Annotated in this window: 13 protein-coding genes; 6 read left to right on the top strand and 7 right to left on the bottom strand. The window is 63.7% G+C overall.

Going from position 1 to position 15,245, the window contains the following annotated elements; all coding sequences use genetic code 11:
* Nucleotides 1-4 precede the first annotated feature (4 nt).
* Together FH608_RS50380 and FH608_RS50375 are read right to left on the bottom strand one after the other, a co-directional pair.
* Nucleotides 5-814: a hypothetical protein gene (locus FH608_RS50380; protein ID WP_139638332.1), complete on the bottom strand. Its 810-nt coding sequence runs from the start codon at nucleotides 812-814 to the stop codon at nucleotides 5-7.
* Nucleotides 807-1,334, bottom strand: coding sequence for a phosphoribosyltransferase (locus tag FH608_RS50375; RefSeq protein WP_139638331.1), 528 nt, complete (start codon nucleotides 1,332-1,334; stop codon nucleotides 807-809). The genes FH608_RS50380 and FH608_RS50375 overlap by 8 nt, the downstream gene beginning before the upstream one ends.
* Before the next feature lie 325 nt (nucleotides 1,335-1,659).
* On the opposite strand from FH608_RS50375, the gene FH608_RS50370 reads away from it, so the two are divergent.
* The 5 genes from FH608_RS50370 (at nucleotide 1,660) to FH608_RS50350 (ending at nucleotide 7,355) form a co-directional block, all read left to right on the top strand.
* Nucleotides 1,660-2,652, top strand: a complete 993-nt coding sequence (locus FH608_RS50370; protein WP_139638330.1) for a UDP-glucuronic acid decarboxylase family protein — start codon at nucleotides 1,660-1,662, stop codon at nucleotides 2,650-2,652.
* A 28-nt stretch (nucleotides 2,653-2,680) separates the two neighbouring features.
* Nucleotides 2,681-4,054 carry a class I adenylate-forming enzyme family protein gene (locus FH608_RS50365; RefSeq protein ID WP_139638329.1) on the top strand — a complete coding sequence of 458 codons (1,374 nt, stop codon included), beginning with the start codon at nucleotides 2,681-2,683 and terminating at the stop codon, nucleotides 4,052-4,054.
* A gap of 15 nt (nucleotides 4,055-4,069) precedes the next feature.
* Entirely contained in the window at nucleotides 4,070-4,588 is a 519-nt protein-coding gene (locus FH608_RS50360) for a phosphopantetheine-binding protein (protein WP_139638328.1), read from the top strand.
* A gap of 138 nt (nucleotides 4,589-4,726) precedes the next feature.
* Nucleotides 4,727-5,935: an AMP-binding protein gene (locus tag FH608_RS50355; RefSeq protein ID WP_264372971.1), complete on the top strand. Its 1,209-nt coding sequence runs from the start codon at nucleotides 4,727-4,729 to the stop codon at nucleotides 5,933-5,935.
* Nucleotides 5,936-6,608: 673 nt separating this feature from the next.
* On the top strand, nucleotides 6,609-7,355 hold the full coding sequence (locus FH608_RS50350; RefSeq protein ID WP_226900710.1) for an HAD family hydrolase: 747 nt from the start codon (nucleotides 6,609-6,611) through the stop codon (nucleotides 7,353-7,355).
* Between the two features lie 128 nt (nucleotides 7,356-7,483).
* Here the strand turns inward: FH608_RS50350 and FH608_RS50345 are convergent, their stop codons facing one another.
* The gene (locus FH608_RS50345; protein ID WP_139638326.1) at nucleotides 7,484-9,154 is read right to left on the bottom strand and encodes a GmrSD restriction endonuclease domain-containing protein; all 1,671 of its coding nucleotides are present in this window, start codon (nucleotides 9,152-9,154) and stop codon (nucleotides 7,484-7,486) included.
* Between the two features lie 584 nt (nucleotides 9,155-9,738).
* Between FH608_RS50345 and FH608_RS50340 the strand changes: the two genes are divergently transcribed.
* Nucleotides 9,739-10,200 (top strand): hypothetical protein, encoded by a 462-nt coding sequence (locus FH608_RS50340; RefSeq protein ID WP_139638325.1) that lies wholly within the window; start codon nucleotides 9,739-9,741, stop codon nucleotides 10,198-10,200.
* A gap of 304 nt (nucleotides 10,201-10,504) precedes the next feature.
* On the opposite strand, the gene FH608_RS50335 is transcribed toward FH608_RS50340, so the two are convergent.
* The 4 genes from FH608_RS50335 to FH608_RS50320 all read right to left on the bottom strand — a co-directional run.
* Nucleotides 10,505-12,262 (bottom strand): hypothetical protein, encoded by a 1,758-nt coding sequence (locus tag FH608_RS50335; RefSeq protein ID WP_139638324.1) that lies wholly within the window; start codon nucleotides 12,260-12,262, stop codon nucleotides 10,505-10,507.
* Nucleotides 12,263-13,239: 977 nt separating this feature from the next.
* Nucleotides 13,240-14,604: a tyrosine-type recombinase/integrase gene (locus tag FH608_RS50330; protein ID WP_139638323.1), complete on the bottom strand. Its 1,365-nt coding sequence runs from the start codon at nucleotides 14,602-14,604 to the stop codon at nucleotides 13,240-13,242.
* Nucleotides 14,601-14,792, bottom strand: coding sequence for a helix-turn-helix transcriptional regulator (locus FH608_RS50325; RefSeq protein WP_139637644.1), 192 nt, complete (start codon nucleotides 14,790-14,792; stop codon nucleotides 14,601-14,603). Before FH608_RS50325 ends, FH608_RS50330 begins: the two co-directional genes overlap by 4 nt.
* On the bottom strand, nucleotides 14,785-15,245 hold a 461-nt coding region (locus FH608_RS50320), incomplete at its 5' end, for a replication initiator (protein WP_317135628.1). The genes FH608_RS50325 and FH608_RS50320, both read right to left, overlap by 8 nt.

Here is a 15,245-nt window from a genome sequence, read left to right as displayed (position 1 = left end):
ACGGTCAACCCGGCGCATCCGCACGCGTCTCCGACCGTGCGCCGAGAGCCGTCCAGACATGCCACTGATGCGGCAGACGACGGAGCGACGTCTCGACCTGACACAGAAATGCCCGCGCATCCCCTGAATAGCGATGACAGACGATGTTCAGCTCCGGGCGCCAGCCGCTCACCACTTCCGCGCACATGAAACTGACGAGCGCCGCGTCGTCGCCGAGAATTCGGAATACGCGCTCCGTCCCGTCCGGAAGCCGGGCATATTCGGCATGGAAAGCCGGTGTTCCCGGCTCGCCGATCGAATCGATGGGCAGGATGAAATCCCAGCCGTTCTTCAGCCCTCGGCGCGCGCTGAACATCGCCTGCCACGAAGGAAAGGCCAGCGGAGTGATGAGGCCGCGTTGACGGTATCCGACCTTCGGCAGGACCAACCGCCGGCTGTGCTCAGGATGAGCACTGCTGAAAGCCACGTTGTGGCCGCGCACCGCGAGCATCGCGGCGATGGCGCCCAGCATGCCGGTCCTGGCCGTCAGAATGAGGTTGCCTCCCGGCGCGATCGGGTGATCACAGGAAAGGCTCAGCGCGCGGACGGTGTCGGCGGCGCCGAATCGCCGGAGGGTGTCGTCGAACGCTCGTCCCGACGCCGATACGAGCACATGTCTTTCGAAGATGAGCAGCCGTTCCCGCAGGCTGGGAAAGGGGCCATCGCGTATGCCGAGCGTCAGGTCCCGTCGCCACCAACGGGAGCGCGGCCGCAATCTCGACTGCGCATATCTGGATAGGAACCGCCTGCGATAGAAGGCCTTGGCCTCATCCATGTCCCTGCCCGAAAAGCAACGGCTCGACGACGCCGTGATGGTCGACAGGCGGCCGTTCCCAGGGAAAGACCACCCAGTCGTCGGCCGAGAACACCGAGTAATCCGGTCGCTCCGTACAACCGTCATTCACCACGATGACGGCCGCACGCACCTCCGTCGCCCCTGCCCGGCCTGCGCGCTCCCGAACCCCCCGCAGTGTGCCACCATCTCCCGCGATATCGTCGACAAGCAAGACCCGGGCGCCCTCCAGAGACTCCGGAACCAGCCAGGAGATCTCGACCTCGTCCCGTTCGGCGTAGCGATCGTCCGAGGAGTTACGGGTCACCCCGATCGCTCCGACGCGACCGGAGAGCAGGTGCCCGAGCACGGTCGCCAACGGGAGGCCGCCCCGCGCGATTCCCATGATGACGTTCGGCTGGAAGCCGCTGTCCGTCACCTGTCTTGCGAGTTCTTCCGCGGCATCGCCGAACGCGGGCCAGTCGAGGCGCAGCAGCCGCCTGCGCTCCCAGCGCGGGGTCATGACGCCTGCCTTTGTACGGGAATGCCGCTACCGAAGGCATTTCGGCATGGACGCGACATCGAGTTCTCCTTGTCATTTGCGGGTGCAACACATTTCCAGCACGGTCATCCCGCCAGCGGTGTCCCGCCGGCGGGACACCGCCATGAAGGCATCTCAATTGACAGGCTCTCACCACGTGTTCCCTGCAGCACCACTTCGCCCGATCCGGCCGGTACAAATGATGCCACCGACTCAGGGCCGCGTGCTACCGGCGGCCGCCACCGGCTAATAAGGTGTCCCAAGTCATTCTTTCTTAACGGGGCACCCCGTCGTGGGGAGACAACTTATGACGACTCATGCCACGAGCTGGAATTTCCGCCGGGCGGTTGTGACGGGTGGTGCGGGCTTTCTCGGATCACATCTGTGTGAGTGGCTGTTGTCCCTGGGCACACAGGTCGTGTGCCTGGACAACTTCCTCACCGGGATCCCAGCCAATGTCGCACACCTGACGGACGATCCCGGATTCCGGCTCGCTCGCTGCGACATCACGGATTTCATCCACGTTTCCGGAGAGGTGGATCTTGTCCTGCATTTCGCCTCGCCCGCCTCCCCCGCGGACTATCTCCGGCTGCCGATCCAGACCCTGAAAGTCGGCAGCACGGGCACATTGCATTCCCTCGGACTCGCCCGGGAGAAGAAGGCCAGATTCGTACTCGCCTCGACATCGGAGGTCTATGGCGACCCCCTTGAGCACCCGCAGCGCGAAGTGTATTGGGGCAACGTCAATCCTTTGGGGCCGCGCGGAGTCTATGACGAGGCCAAACGCTACGCGGAGGCGCTGACGACCGCGTACCGGGCGAACTGCGGCGTGGACGCCGTCATCGTACGGATCTTCAACACCTACGGCCCACGCATGCGTCCGGACGATGGCCGGGCCATTCCCACCTTCATCCGGCAAGCTCTCGCCGGGGAACCGATCACGGTGGCCGGGGACGGCAGCCAGACCCGCTCTGTCTGTTATGTCGACGATACCGTGCAGGGCATTCTCGCGCTCGCCGCGAGCGGCCACCCGGGTCCGGTGAACATCGGCAGTCCCGATGAGATCACCATCCTCCACCTGGCCGAGACGATACGTGACATGGTCGATGCCCAGGCCCCGATACGGCTCATCAACCGGCCGGTGGACGACCCCAGCGTGCGAAAGCCCGACACCACGCTGGCCGAGACCTTGCTGGGCTGGAAAGCCACGACTTCGCGCGAGCAAGGACTGCACAAGACCATCGAGTGGTTCCGCTCGGCATTGGCCGACCAGGAGGATCTGCCGTCCTTCACGCGCTGATCACGAAGAGCAACCGAGAGATCGATTCATGGCACTTAATGGGCGGCTCCGACGGGCCGCGGATCAGCATCCCGATCGACCTGCGATCATCGAGAGCAACCGCGGGACCGTCCGGAGCATCACCTGGTCGCAGTTGGACCGCATGACCGCGCCCGCGGCGATCCCGCTGGGGCAGGGGCACAGGCCGATCCTGTGCGTCGACCTGCCCAACACGCTCGACGGCGTGACGACGTTGCTCGCCTCCCTGCGAACAGGGCTGCCCGTTCTCCCGCTCAATCCCATGACTCCACCGCGGGAGCGCGCCGAGCTCATGGACCGATTGGCCGCCACCTACGGCCCGGTGTACGAGCACGACCGGCTCGTAGCGGCCGGAACTGGTCACGAGAGGTCATGCCGGGGCGATTACCTTCTGCTCACGGGCGGCTCCACGGGGCGGCCGGTCCCCATCGAGGGCAGCCTCGCCTTGGGCGGCTTCCCGACGCTCCTGCGCCGAACGGGCTGGAAGAAGGGGCAGCGCCAGCTGATCGTCGGCCCCCTCTATCACACCGCACCCTTCATGCACCTGGTCGCGGGCATCCTGGACGGGCACACCATCGTGGTCCAGGGCGTGTTCGAGGCGGGCAAGACCATTGACGTGCTGCACCGCCAGGCCATCGAATGGGTGCAGGTCACACCGTCGCACATGCGCAAGCTGCTCGCCGAGCCGGGTCTGTCCCCGGACCGGCTGACCTCGCTCAGGTCGCTCGTCCACACGGCAGGCCCCTGCGACGACAAGACCAAACGGGCCTGGATCGACCTGCTCGGTGCCGATCGGATCTTCGAGTTCTACGGCGCCACCGAGCAGATCGGGATGACCGTCGCGCGTGGCGACGAGTGGCTGGCACGACCCGGCACCGTGGGCAAGGGCTTCATGACGCGCATCCGGATCCTCGACGAAGACCGGCGCCCGCTTCCGCCCGGGGCGGTGGGCCGCGTCTTCATGCGCAACGGCCGGCCTGTCTCCGCGGCGATCGAGCACACCGTGAACGGTTACCTCAGCCTCGGCGACCTCGGCCATCTCGACGAGGACGGCTATCTCTATCTCACGGGACGTCGCCAAGGCCTCATCATCGTCGGTGGCTCGAACGTGAATTCATCCGAAATAGAAGAGGTGGTCCTGCGGCTCGCGGACGTGGCGGACGTCGCCGTCGTCCCGATGCCCGATCCCGGCCTCGGCCAGATTCCCGTCGCCCTCGTGGTCAGGCGTGTCGGCAGCGGACTTACGGCCAAGGAGATCGCTCGGCACTGCCGCGGATTGTTGTCTCCGTACAAGCGGCCTCGGCGTATCGAATTCGTGGACGACCTTCCCAGAACCGAGACAGGCAAGTTGCAAAGCTGGCGCCTGAAAAACCTGCGAACTTGAGAGGTAGAAGCACGCATGAGCACATCGTCTGCTGCACGTCATGAGCGCGCGATTACGATCGACCACCCCGATGTACGGGCAGCCGCCGCCTACGAGGAAAATGGCGAGCTCATCGTCGCCGTGGTGCCCAAATCGTACGCGAGCGCGACGGGCATCAGGGAACACCTCTGGAAACGGCACGCCCTGCAGGTCCTCGTGGTCGTGGTGGACGAGCTGCCCGCCATGACGGACGGAGCCGTCGACCTCACGAGATTGGGCGAGGAGGTGGCCACTCTCACCGCATCTCAGAAGTCACGCTACGTTGCGGCGTCGGGAAACCTGGAAAGGCAACTGGCCGGGTTGCTCGGGGAGATTTTGGAAATCGAGCGGGTCGGCGTCCTCGACGACTTCATGGACCTGGGTGGAAACTCCATGGACATGGTTCAGCTGAGCACCCTCATTATGGAACGTTTTGGCGTGGACCTGTCGCTGGAGATTGTTTTCGAGGCGGCTACGGTCCGAAACCTAGCCGGGATCGTGCGGCAGCGGAGTTGACCCGTGTCTTTCCCGCAGGGTACGGCGAGCGCTCCTGCCCTCATGGTCCCTGACGGCACATGCCTGCGTTACGGCGACCTCAGGCGTGCGATGAGTCCATGGCAAAAGGCCACCGCGACGCTGAGGGACAAAGGGCTGGTGCTGCTGTTCGCCGACAACTCCCTCTCCACCGCTTTGTGCTACCTGGCCTGTCTGGAATCCAGGCACACGATCATGCTCGCCGACCCCGCGCTGAACGAGCGCGCCGTCTCCCGCACCCTGTCCGCGTTCCAGCCCGAACTGGTGGTGCGGCCACCGCGCACGCTACGGCTTCCGGACGGTTATCTGCCCGCCGATGAAGCGATCTGGCGACGTTCGCGGATCGACACGAGCCCCGTTCACGACGAGCCCGCCCTGCTGCTGATGACATCGGGCAGCACCGGTGCCCCGCGCGTGGTGTGCCTTTCGCGGGAAAACCTGTTCAGCAACGCCGACAGCATCGTGCGGGCCCTCGGCATTACCGAGACCGATCGTGCGATCACCTCCCTGCCTCTCCATTACTGCTACGGCCTGTCGGTGCTCAACAGCCACCTCGCTCGTGGCGCGAGCGTCGTCCTGACCCACCAATCTCCGACCAGCCGGGGGTTTTTGCGGCAACTGGCAGAAACGGGCGCGACGGCACTGGCCGGGGTTCCGCTCACTTATCAGGCTCTGTGGCCGATCCTGAGCAGGCAATGGCCATCCACGCTACGCACGCTCACCCAGTCCGGCGGGGTCCTCAACAACGTCAGCGGCTACGCCCGGCTGGCCGTGCAGCGGAACAGCCGCTTTTTCGTGATGTACGGGCAAACCGAGGCAACGGCGAGAATGGCCGTACTGGACACCGCAGCACACCCCGAGGCCATCGGATCGGTGGGAAGAGCGGTACCGGGTGGCAAATTCGAACTCCTCGACTCCGGCGAGATCGTTTACCGGGGCCCGAACGTCATGCTCGGATACGCCGACAGGCGGGCGGATCTGACGACAGGCGACCGCATGGACGGTGTCCTGCGAACCGGCGACCTCGGTTCCCTCCGCGACGGCAATCTTTTCCTGCGCGGCAGGGTCAAGCGCATCGCCAAGGTCGCCGGGAAGAGGATCAGCCTCGATGAGGTCGAAAGCGCCTTTCGCGCCCTGGACACGACCGCCGTGGTCGAGTCGGAAGGCGTGGTCATGGTCTTCTGCATGGCGGAGGTGGACGCGGCTCGCGAACTGGGCCGCGAAATCTGTGCCGACCTTGGCATCTCCCCCGCTTACCTGCGGATCAGGCAGGTGGACAACCTGCCCTATAGCGCGGCCGGAAAGATCGACTACCAGGCGCTGAAGTAATCGTCACGTGTTTACATCATCCAGCGCCTCCGAATGGGCGGCGTTAGCCGGACGGCTCGGGCACCGGCGCTGATCCCAACCCTCCCCGAATGATCTTCAGCCAGGCGTTTACCAGCATTTGATCAGCGCGAGCTGGACGGCCTGCTGCCTACGGTGTCCGATCGCGAGCTGATCGACCGACGGTCGTGGGACCTCGCTGACTCCCACGAGACCCTGGCCCGGCATCTGGGCGCACTCACCCTTCGGGCGCTGTGCTCCGTACGGGGCGATACCGACGCGGTACAGCTGACTGCAACAGCTCTACCCCTGTGAAGACACCCGCATCTGAAGAGCGGGAGCGTCTTACGGTCTGCCAGCTACAAATATGGCCCTGACCAGCTCGAACACCTGTCGTGCGGCGAGCCGCAGAAGGCCCACGCCGAAGAGCTTAATACGTGTCGAGCAGCACCCACATATCACCACATCCATAGACAAACTAAACTCGTAGTTGCTGGAGCTCTCCTAAAGCGGGTGCCGCAGGTTCGAATCCTGCCGGGGGCACGCTTCTCCACCAGGCAATTTGGCCTCTGACCTGCGGTTTTTCAGCCGCAGCTTTTTTGCTTTCCAGACCTCGGTAGGCCGCCGAGGGCACCCGAATGCAGCCGTAGGACAGCGTTCTGGGGACATGTGGGGGATGATCTTGAAGGCGTTCCCCGAGGTCAGCGCTGCAGTTCGGGGCCGGACTGTCGCTATCGAGCCGCTCGTCTCTAAGATCGGCTGCGTGCAGCGTCTCGCCCTCTTTGACCTTGACCGGACACTTATCGACCTCGATGCCGCGTTCCGCCGGTGGGCCAAAGAGTTCGCGGAGAGACACCGCTTGGGCGCCGAGGGGCTCGCGTGGCTTGTCTCCCAAAATCAGGAGACGCACCCGCACCGCGAGGTGTTCTTTAGTAAGGTGCGCGAGCGTTTCGCGCTGGCGGAGTCGGTCGAGGAGCTATGGGCCGGCTACCGCCGACGCATGCCTCAACTCGTGCAGTGCTACCCGGGCGTCCTGACCGGCTTAGCCGACCTACGCGCCGCCGGATGGCGAGTGGGCATCGTCACCAACGGCATGGCCGACAACCAACTCGGCAAGTTGCATCAGACCGGTCTGGCCGATGCGGTGGACGGCTACGCCGTCTCAGGAGTCGAGGGCATCAGGAAACCAGAAACCGGACTCTTCGAGATCGCCGCCCAGCGATGCGGGGCCAGCCTCGCTGAAGGCGGCTGGATGGTCGGCGACAACCTCATCGCCGACATCCAAGGAGCACGGTCAGCTGGCCTCCGTACGGTCTGGGTCGATCGAGGAACGTGGCCCGGACATGAGCACCAAGCTGACCACGTGGTCACCGATACGACGAAGGCAATCGGGATCATCCAGGGAAGGCACCGTTGGAGCTAATTGACGTGTGCGGGCCTGGGGCTCCGTCCCACTGCAGCACCTCATCGACAGGATGACGAGATCTGTGGAATGCACCACAAGCGAGTAGAGCTCACCACGCGCCATTGCTGGCAGCTCTCGGGACTGCGTCAGAACAACACGGGACCAGCCTGGTCTTTATCGGGGTAGATGTCCTCGTCTTCTTCCAAAAGATCGCCGCCATCTTGCCGTGGCATCCCCTGCCGATAGTGCGGCAGCCCGAGCATGTCGTTCAAAACTCCGACGAGGAGATGGCGGCGTGCTTCCAAGAAGCGGGGGAAGTTTTCGATCTTGCGAAGCTCGGCATCCACGGGAATCCATTGCTCCACGAGGCGTTCCACAGGGAAGGCGGACATGTAGACCTCTGGGAACTTGGCACTAATGAACTTATTGGTCTCGGCGGAGATAAAGGCGAGATTAGCGATGCTATTCCATTGCTCCTTGGAGTAGATGCCCTGAACTTTCGCCTGCGGGAAGACGTGATGATATTCGATAGCAGAGGAGGAGATCAGCGGCTGATCGATTATCTTTATGTTCGTTTTCCAGTCCTTGACTCCTGAGCGGAGGGCAGCGATGTAGAGCAGGTTGAAGAAAGCATTGCTCGCATACTTCTGCTCCAAATCTGTCGGATGAACTGGACTGCCGACCGAGCGGGGCCCAGACGCCCTACGGATGAGCTCATCAAACAGGTCTCCGCCGCGCCGAGTGTCGATGATTCGAGCCTCTGCGTCGAGCTTGGTCTCTACCTGTAGCGAGTAGTGGCTAAAGGCCATCGAGGTATAGACCCATCTGCGGAGCAGCTCCGGCTCTCCTGGAGCAAGCTGGTTTTGCCTGCGAAACAGCATGTAAGCGGGCACGACGACTACGTTCGGCGACGTAAGTATCCTTGAGCGAGGAACACCGCATTCACCACGTAGGAAGTCGATGGCCCACATCAGTGCAGTTTCGGTATTCTCCCATGCCGCCTTGAGCGCGTCGCCGTTCATCTCCTTACGAAGCAGGTGAATGTGCTTAGCCCCGGTGCCCGCGAGGAGGCTCATCAGTCGAAGTATGGCTTCCCGATCGAGAGGGAATTGGATACCTCCAAGCTTCTCGTGGAATGCTTCCATGGTGTCCAGTCCTTCTGACCACCTTGCGGCGATCGCGCTATAGACCAAGTCCCCCTTGGACAGTCTCCGTCCACCCTTGTTGACTCTGGCGAAGATATCTGCGACTTCTTCATAGTCGTCCGAGTCGTGAGTGATCACATGGATGATGTACTCCCGAATGCCTTTGAGCCGCATCAACCTCTTGTAGTACACATCGAAAGAGGGGTGGGTCGGATCGATCCCAGCATCCTTAAGGATAATGAATAGCTCGGTGTCGTCCTGGAGGGCTTTCTCCACCGGTATGAGAATCGGATTCTTCTTCTGAACGGCATTAGGATTGACGAACTCTTCATTATCAAGGTCGAATCTTATATCGATGAACTTACCGTCTGCTTTCGAGGTAGGCCGGTAGACCCACGCCAAGGAGGTCAGCCGCTGCTGACCGTCGAGCAAGTAGAGAGGAGTGTGCTTCGAATTGTCCGTTTGCACCACGCCAGCCTTCCGGAACGGAGGTTCCTGAGAGGTCTTCCACAGCAGCAGCGCACCGACCGGGTATCCCCGATAGAGGGAGTCCAGAAGATCGCGTACGTCACTTCGAGACCAGACGTAATCTCGCTGGATCGAGGGGATCACAATCCGCCCCGCTAGAAGATCCTTGACCTGATCGATGATCTTCTCGTTGCTTACACCCATTGCAACCTCCAGCCTCCGGCATCTTGTACGTAAGCCTATGCCCAGCGTTACGGAAAAGCTGACGAATGGAAGCGGCTGACAGCCCAAGAGTCCGCCTCTGTCCGAATAGTACGTATTGCTACGTTCTTAGAAGCCCAAGGGAGACAAGACTGCACCGCCCATAGGCGAGGGTTCAGGCAGGGTTGTAATGCACATGGGACGGAAGGCGCAGCGGGCGATGGCTGCTCGACGTAGCCGTGCTTCCCCAAGCAGAAGGCTCCTACGGTGGCGCGACGGCGCGACAGGCGATCAGCGTCCGAACCTGCAGCGTGCAGACCATGCGGCAGTATTGGTTCTGTCCGTGACCGCAATCAGCCAGCCATTGGGAGACCCGGGCGGAGCAGAGGCGCATGCCGCGGCCTCGACTGGACAGCCAGCGCGCCTGGCTTTCCCAGGCCAGGGAGGGCTCCTCCGCTTGCTGTCCAGCGTATCCACCAAATGATCGTATTAGTGCAAGAAGGCATACAAGGTGTACGTCGCAGTTGGGGTTAGGTAGTGTCCGGGGCGTGCGCCCAGTTACCCGCCAAGTGTCTGTAGTTGCCTCGGTGCTCGTCTCTCTCGCCGCCCTCACAGGCTGTTCAGGAGACTCCGACAGGCCAACCTTGGACGAGGCGTCGAAGCAGCTCATCTCGGATGGCGACAAACTATTGGCCTCTCAAGACCTGGCCACCACGGGCTCCGCCAGCGCGACCGAACGGGCCGATCGAGATAGCGAAGTAGGGTGCTTGAAAGGCCAGGTGCAGCGTCTATTTCGCGCTCAGGGCGACCTCAAAGGCTCGCCATCCCAGCACTCGCCGAGTAATGCAGCAGGTCTGATGGCGAGCGGGCTAGGGCTGCAGGGCTATGACACCATCGTGGATAACTCGGACCTTGCTGACGAAAATCTTGGCACAGCCGTGATGCGGCATCCAACCTCCGGGATCACATGGCTGATAACTGTGCGCAACGGGCAGAAGCCCAACATCATGATCGTCGGCAAGACCAGCTGTTATGAACGAAGCAAGTGATCACACGTCTAACTGGGCATCTGAGCTGCCTCAGACCGTACAAGCTGAGCCTGCTTGCGGAGATGATCTGCCGTCGCTAGGCAGCTCTCCCGGAGTAGGCCGATCTCGCTGCGTAACTGTCCGGCCTGAGAGGTGAAGCGTCCTGCAGCCGGCCCTGTCCAAAACGCATCGATTTCCTGAGGCCGTGCCAGCATCCCAGCGAAAACCTTTTCCAGCTCTTCGGCGTATCGGGTCAGGTCTGTGGCGAGCAACTCCTTTTCTGCGGCCTGCCGAAGCAATTGACTCTGGCTGGGAATAGTCATACTCAACCTCCCCGCTGTTTCAGGGCCTTGACCAGTGCATCATAAAGCCGCCCCCGGAATGCCATACGAACCTCGTTTTGCTGAGCCTCCGTCAACGGCTTCTGACCGTGCTGGTTCAGGGATCCGTTCACCCACTCGGCCTGGCGTTGCACAATGCGATTCGCAACGTACTCCGCTGTCGCGGAGGTCTTCTTGTCGAAGTAGTCCGTGATCACACCCTTGAGGCCGTCCTTGGCCTCATCCATCCCGGCGTCTCGGGCGGTGGCCACGTTGGCGTCCTGGATGGGCCAGTACTTGTTGGAGAGCCACGAGACAGGCAGCAGCGCGACCCCTGCGAGCCAGTCGGCGTATTCGTCGTCGGTCCACTCGGCGTGCGTTGAGCCGCTCAGCATCAGATTCGCCACGCCTCCAGCGAGTGCCGCGCGGGAGGTGTACTGATCCTGGGTGGCCTCATCTCCGAAGGGCCGGAACCGGCCGATGTCCAGGCTCAGCGTGTAGTCCTGGGACGCCTTCATCAGGATGTTCGCCGCGTCCTTGTCCTGCATCAAGCCGCCCATGAACCGGGAAGCGTCATCGGGGGCAAGGGTGTCCCATGGCGACGTGGGGAAGGTCGACTTCAATTCAGGCGAGTCACGCTTGGATTGCCCGCGGGCGAGCTGGTCGAGGTAGGGGGCCACGTTCTTGGCCAAGCACTCGCTGATCGGGGAGTCCTTGAGCGTGCCCCACGAACCGCCGATCCACGGGCTGTCCTCGGCGCCCATCCCTCGAATGATGTTGAACCATGCTCTATCGCGGACACCGGCGGTTCCGGCGCTTGGGTTCAACGCCTTGTCCAGCGCTTCCGCAAGCTTCGCTTCGAGGTCGGCGACGCCGCTCATTCGGGCGCGCTGGGGATGCAAGAGCCAGCCTGCGGCGTCCTTGTTGTCAGCCAGGAGCGATTGCAATGCCTGTGGGTCGACGTTGTACGCCTCCACCAGCGCGTTCAAATTCCAGTTAGGGCTGGTCGGGAGGTCCGCCCCCAGCGGACGGCCCAGCACGCGCAGCGCCACCTGATTGAGGAGTCTGCTCGACGGCTTGGACATCGCGATCAGCGCGGTCAGCACGCCAGGCTGCGTGGATTCCATGAACTTCGCGCGCCACTCCTCGCCCAGCCGTCCGGCGCGTTCAGCGTTGGCGTACGCCTCAGCCAGTGGCCCTAGGCTTTTCCGGCCCTGCTGGAGTACAGCCGGCGGGAGCCCTCTGTCCATGGCCGGGCCCTTGTCCTTCATCCAGTGCATGAACAGCGCACGGAACTTGTCCGGCCCAAGGGCGTTCAGCAAGGCGGCGGCGTACGCGGGATCGTTCAGCTTCTCCTTTGTGGAGGCCGTAGCCGCCGTGACGTCCCGCCAGGTCTCTATGGAGCTCTCGATCTGATGCTGCTTGAGTGCATCCGCGATGGGTTTCGCGTCGGCCTTTCCCTGACGAGCGGCCTCAGCTTCGCTGTCGAACGGCAAGAACTCGCTTAACATGCCATTTCCCGAAGTCGGGACCATCTGCTTGAGCGTGTCCATCCGCCATTTGAGATCACGCTGCGTCTCGTCGAAAAACGCCCAGGATCGGTGCATGGCCGCCACCCCGGCAGGGCCAGTCCAGGACGGGCCCGCCTCGGCGATGGCCGCCTCCAGCCCATGCCGTGTGTGGCCCAGGACGTCTTTGCCGCCCTCCATCTCGCGTATGAGCTGTTCCGCCCGGCTGGGGTCGATCCCGACGAACTCCCCCATGAACCCTCCCAGAGGGTGTGGCTACAAGGGAGGAGTCAAGCACAACAGCTAATCCCGGTAAATGCCCCACACATCCCTATAAACAACCGGAATTACCGACGCTGCGGTAGTAAATGCCGGTTTCAGGGCAGACATCGCAACAAGGCCCGTTGCGCTCCCCCTTGCTGCTGAGTGCTATCCCAGGATGGAACGACAGGCCCAGTTACGGAGTCGAGATTCGGGGCGGGAAGGCGGGAACCGTTCGTCACACTCCGCGGCGATCCACGGCGCCGCTGGCTTCCTGACTTGTGAGTCGTTGTTTCCAGCCTTCCTCCTGCGGCCAGCGGGAGCCACGGTCTTCTTGGGCGGAGCCGGCGGCTGATATCGATGACGCTGGGGCGGGACAGCCGGCAGCGCTGATCGGCGATGGCGCCTTGGCGATTTCGCCTTGTTCTTCGACGCCTTGCGGGTTGGCCTGGGCGTGGTCGAGGGAAGCGCTCGGGGCAAGGACGTCCGCGTTGGAGTAGACGCGACAGGGCGCCCGGCGACGCTCGGGGCGAGTGTCGGCGTCGAAGCGGCGTTCGATCGTGGCGCGGCGCTGTCCGTTCCCCATGAGCTCGACCAGATGCCGAGGGCTACGCAGCCCAGGAGACCGGCGACAAGCACCGGCCGAGCCAGCCGACGCCGAACTCGCAGCGTTGATCGCTCTGGTGGGGTGGGGGTCGAGTACCTCCGCCAGCCGAAGGAGTCGGAGTCGGCGCCAGGCCGAAGCCGGTGTCTGAGCGGCAGTCCGTACGGCGGGCGCCGCAGCGGGCGGAGTTCCTCGGGTGAGAGGGTGGGGTGGCTCTGGTCTTCGTGCATGATCCTCCCTATTGGGCCGCCCGTGCCTGCCAGCGTGCCGCAGGCCGTCCATATCCAGCGGGAATGACTCGGTAAAGACAGCGGTGCAAGACGAACCGGCCCCGGGACGACCGGGGCCGGAAGTGGATGAATGTGGGCTATGTGTCCAGGGCGTCGTTGATCTTGCCGTTGATCTGCTCCTGCTGGCCGTCCATGCACTTGGCATAGACCCGCAGCAGAACGTCAACGCTGTGCCCAGCCCTCTTGGCGACCTCCGGGGCCGGGACGCCCGCGTTCAACCAGAGCGACACCGCCGCATGACGGAGGTCGTACGGCCGGGCGGCCAGCGACGAGGCGACCTGCGCCGGAGTGAGCGCGAGCTTGCGGGCTTCCTGCCAGACGTACGAGTGCGCCGAACTGGAGTAGGTGCCGCCGGTTCTTGTGCTGAAGATCCTCCCGTCCTTGGTGGTGCCGAACTCGGCGACGTGCTCACGGAGCATGGCCACCAGGACTGGCGGGATCGGGATCTCACGGGTCTCCTTGTCCGCGCGGTGCTTCAGGTTGCGCGGCTCGTGAGTCTGGCCGGAGTCGGTCCAGCGCTTCGTTGCCTGCGGTCGCGCCTTTTCCAGGACGATCAGGCCCCATCCCGTCTGGGGCAGCATGCAGTTCGCCAGCCGCAAGTCCGCCGCCTCTTCTGGCCGCAACGCCGCGTAGTAGATGCAGGCGAACAGCGCCCTGAGGCGAGGACCGCGCCTGCGGCCCACCTTGGGCACGGCGTCGAGCAGTTGCCGGGCCTGGATTGGGTTGACCACGGTGCGCGGGTCGACGACCGTGACGGCCTTCGGAGCCGTCCATTTGATCTCATCCAGCGGATTGCTGCCGAACGCCTTTTCCTCCACTGCGTGCTCCAGCAGGTGATGGAGGACGGCGCGCTTGCGCCGTACCGTGTTCGCACCGGCCGGAGTTCCGGCGAAGGTGACCGAGATGGCGGCGAGCCCCGTACGGAGGACATGCGGCTCCTTCAGCTCGGACAGCGGGAGGGACGCCCGCTCCAACCAGCCCAATGCCGCGGTTTGGGTCGTGGTCAGAGCAGGGCGCCTCTTCTCCGGGATGAGCGCGTAGGTCCTCAGGACTTCCCGCAGGTCCTCGGCCGCGGGACGCCGTGGCGCGTCGGCCACCAGGGCTGGGACCAGCGACAGGAGCGCGTACGCATCTGTCTCCCGGGTGCGAGGCGCCGAGGTGCTCCAGCGGCGGAGCACATACGCCTGCGCGAACTCGAAGAACGTCGGGCCGGAGGACGCGCTCGCCAGCATCGACACCGGCAGTCCGGTGGCGAGGTCGAACTCCTCCCCCGTCTTCGCTGCCTGCCGTAGGTCAGACATGAAGGCGTTGGCCAGGCCCTTGGTCCGGAAGCTCTTGGACTTCGGCTTGCCCCCGACGCGCCAGCGGGCGATGAACAGAGGCGTGTCGCGGTCCGTACGGTGCTGGATCGCGCCGAGCTTCACGTCGTACGTGGTGTTCACACCGTCTCCCGTCGCGAGTCGAGCCAGGTCATGAGGTCGCTCCGCCAGACGCGGAGTTCGAGGTTGGGCAACTGGACGCAGACCGGCGCACGGCCCAGTTCGCGCCAGCGGTAGAAGGTGCGGCGAGACACGCCACCCAGTTCGGCGAGCACCTGCGGGACGGTCAGCAACTCGTCGCGCCTACTCATCGGCAACCCCCGGTAGACGGGTGCCGGTGATCGCTGCCGCGAGAGCTTGCTCTCCGATGGAGAGCCCTTGACCGGCGTACTCCCAGTGAACGATCACAAGGACGGTGTCCTCGTCGAACAGCGGGAGCCGGCCGGTGCTGATCTCCTCGGCACGCGCGTGTTCCTCGCGCGCGGCGCGGAGGTTCCCGAGAGTGGTGGAGTAACGGCGGCTCTTGGTGGAGAAGTGACCGCGAAAGCCGAGCATGTGAGCCCAGTGAATGAGCCTGAGATCGGCCAGGCCGGGGTTGCCGCCCAGGCGCATGCACGCCGCGATCAATCGGCGCGCATGAGGTGCCCCGACCCTTCCGGACTCGGACCCAAGTAGGGTCAGAGACAGTCCGGAAAGGAAGCACGTGGCGAAGAAGCCGAGAATATATCCACCTGAGTTGCGAGCCGAAGTCGTGCAGGCCGTCA

Origin of the sequence: Nonomuraea phyllanthi, assembly GCF_006334985.2 — a bacterium.
Lineage (GTDB): Bacteria > Actinomycetota > Actinomycetes > Streptosporangiales > Streptosporangiaceae > Nonomuraea > Nonomuraea phyllanthi.
The sequence above is the reverse complement of the archived record's forward strand: the minus strand, read 5'-3'. Positions and strand labels throughout refer to the sequence as shown.

What these genes read in the sequence shown, in the direction of transcription:
- FH608_RS50380 (WP_139638332.1), bottom strand. Translation starts at nt 814, where the DNA reads ATGGATGAGGCCAAGGCCTTCTATCGCAGGCGGTTCCTATCCAGATAT.
- FH608_RS50375 (WP_139638331.1), bottom strand. Translation starts at nt 1,334, where the DNA reads ATGACCCCGCGCTGGGAGCGCAGGCGGCTGCTGCGCCTCGACTGGCCC.
- FH608_RS50370 (WP_139638330.1), top strand. Translation starts at nt 1,660, where the DNA reads ATGACGACTCATGCCACGAGCTGGAATTTCCGCCGGGCGGTTGTGACG.
- FH608_RS50365 (WP_139638329.1), top strand. Translation starts at nt 2,681, where the DNA reads ATGGCACTTAATGGGCGGCTCCGACGGGCCGCGGATCAGCATCCCGAT.
- FH608_RS50360 (WP_139638328.1), top strand. Translation starts at nt 4,070, where the DNA reads ATGAGCACATCGTCTGCTGCACGTCATGAGCGCGCGATTACGATCGAC.
- FH608_RS50350 (WP_226900710.1), top strand. Translation starts at nt 6,609, where the DNA reads ATGATCTTGAAGGCGTTCCCCGAGGTCAGCGCTGCAGTTCGGGGCCGG.
- FH608_RS50345 (WP_139638326.1), bottom strand. Translation starts at nt 9,154, where the DNA reads ATGGGTGTAAGCAACGAGAAGATCATCGATCAGGTCAAGGATCTTCTA.
- FH608_RS50335 (WP_139638324.1), bottom strand. Translation starts at nt 12,262, where the DNA reads ATGGGGGAGTTCGTCGGGATCGACCCCAGCCGGGCGGAACAGCTCATA.
- FH608_RS50325 (WP_139637644.1), bottom strand. Translation starts at nt 14,792, where the DNA reads ATGAGTAGGCGCGACGAGTTGCTGACCGTCCCGCAGGTGCTCGCCGAA.